This is a genomic window from uncultured Campylobacter sp., from assembly GCF_937949835.1.
GTDB lineage: Bacteria > Campylobacterota > Campylobacteria > Campylobacterales > Campylobacteraceae > Campylobacter_B.
In genome coordinates this window covers 1-2210 of record NZ_CALEDC010000024.1, presented here as the reverse complement: position 1 = coordinate 2210, position 2210 = coordinate 1, and the positions used below count along the sequence as shown (strand labels likewise).

Below are 2210 nucleotides of genomic sequence, written 5' to 3'. Positions count from 1 at the left end.
CGCGGGGCATTTTATCTGCGTTTTAAATTTTACTCTTTATGGTTTCGGCGATCGTGCGCCGCTTTAAAATCGATGCTTATATTTTGATTGCGCGTCCACATAGGTAAAACGCGTTTTACCGCGTAAATTTAAAAGCGGCGCCCGAATTTAGCCGAGCGCCGTAATTAAAATTTAGCCGATTCGCGCATTCAAACGAGCAGTGCCATAGGGCACATCTATCGGTTAAATTTGAGCGGGTGCGATCAATACTTAAACGAGCTGCCCGGCTCGATCAACTTAACCTTTTGTTTATAATTCATCTTTAGCACCGCAGCAGGCCCGAGCACGGTCGCCTTCTCGCCTTCAAGCCAAAACGCCGTACCCTCCGGCATCGCATACACCGTCGATTTTTGATTGGCGATCAAAAATTCCTCCAGCCTCTCCTCTCTGCTCTCGCCGTTGTGCCCCACAGGCTTGCCCGAGATGAAGTGCGGATTGATCTGGTGCGGGAAGATATTGAAGGTATTAAACGACTCAGGCTCGATGATCGGCATATCGTTCGTTGTCATCATCGTAGCGCCCGCGACGTTCGAGCCCGCGCTCCAGCCGATATACGGCGTGCCGTCCTCGACCATTTTGCTAATCAGAGCGATGAGCTCGTTTTCGTACATATCGTGCACGAGCTTGAAGGTGTTGCCGCCGCCTACGAATATGCAATCCGCGCTCGCGACTTCCTTCGCGGCGTTTTTAGCGTGATGGACGCCGACGATGTTTAAATTTAAGCTCGCAAGCGCCTCTTTGACGCGCTTTTCATATTCGTCGTAGCTCCTGCGTAGGCTCGCGTAAGGGATGAAAACGATCTTTTTGCCCGCGAGGTTGTTTTCCTTCGCGAATTTGCCGATCCACGACACCGCGTGCGATAGATACTTCGTGTCTTTGTAGCCCGAGCTTGAGAGCAGCAGCACTCTTTGCTTGCTATGATCGCGCTTGGAGAGCTTAAACGCCTTTTCGCTCGCAGCTAGTTCGCTCGTACCGAGCATCGCAGCGCCCGCCGCCAAAGCGGCTACCTTTAGTAGGTTTCGTCTTTGATTTTGCATCTTTTCTCCTTTAAATCAAAGTTTGTATCTATTTTGAAATTATATTCCTTTACATATAAAGAGGGGCTGAATATTCGGTTTAAATTTCGCTTGCGCGCAGGCCTCAGCAGGGTAAAATTTAAAACTACTAAATTTTAAAATTAGGCGAGGTGCTGCGTCGTAAAATTTAAAAGCGCGGCTGAATTTAATGAAATTCATGGCGCCGACACGAGGTTAAATTTAGTGAAATTTACGCTTCGTCCTTTGGAATATAGGTGCTTCGATTAAACAGATAACACGCTACAAAAACGAGAAAACAAGGCGATAATACATTTGAGCCGCTCAAAAGCAAGCTTATTATCCTCTCATTATTTTTAGCGATCAGCGCCGCTATTATGAGCGTAAGTGGATAGAGGATCAAAGCTACGCTAGCTAAATTTTCAATCGTAAAAATCGCCAAAGAAAGGCGCTGGTTTTTTATGAAAAGTTTGCTGTATTTTTTCGTCGGATAGCTCTTTAGATAAATTTGCGTAAAAATATATGGCAAAATCAGTACCGCAGCAAGAGAAAAAAGCCCACCCAGAATGTTATTCACAAAGCTTGCAAACCACGAAACTAGAACCACAAAGCCCACAAACGTCATGCTAGCACGTCTAATAAGTCTATGCGTGTCGTAGCGATTTTTTAGATTGTGCGGTATATTTTTAAATTTTGCGTCAAGCTCATTTAGTTCGTCTAGTCTTTCCTTTACGGATTTTGCGCTTTGAGCCGCTAGGACGGACTCCCTGCGTAGATCCGAGGTCCCGGAGGCGGGCGTATATGAGCTTTTATTGAAAAAATAGCATATCGTAAAGATTAACAAGCAGATTGGAGCTGCGATAAGACCGTATAAAAATGCGTAAACACCGTACCCATCGTCGACATCCTTGACAAAAAATGGTCCGAGAAAAAGCAAAATCGGATACAAAAGCAAAACTATACTGGCAAAATTTTCGATCGTAAAGACCAACAAACTACCTCCTTGATCCTTAATAAAAAAGTTGCTGTATCGCTTAGTCTTAGTGTATTTCAAAAAACAGATCGTCGCACATATAGGCAAAACTATTATCGCGACATCACGAATATCTTTAAAAATTTTATACGACGATTCTATAC

At 44.7% G+C, this 2210-nt stretch carries 2 protein-coding genes; both read right to left on the bottom strand.

Annotation, left to right across the window (positions count from 1 at the left end; translation table 11 throughout):
- Nucleotides 1–242 precede the first annotated feature (242 nt).
- Nucleotides 243–1076 carry a dipeptidase PepE gene (gene pepE, locus Q0256_RS00605; RefSeq protein WP_297959067.1) on the bottom strand — a complete coding sequence of 278 codons (834 nt, stop codon included), beginning with the start codon at nucleotides 1074–1076 and terminating at the stop codon, nucleotides 243–245.
- 229 nt (nucleotides 1077–1305) lie between these two features.
- On the bottom strand, nucleotides 1306–2210 hold a 905-nt coding region (locus Q0256_RS00600; protein WP_297959065.1), incomplete at its 5' end, for a hypothetical protein.

Coding starts and splice junctions, on each gene's coding strand:
- pepE (WP_297959067.1), bottom strand. CDS start 1,076: ATGCAAAATCAAAGACGAAACCTACTAAAGGTAGCCGCTTTGGCGGCG.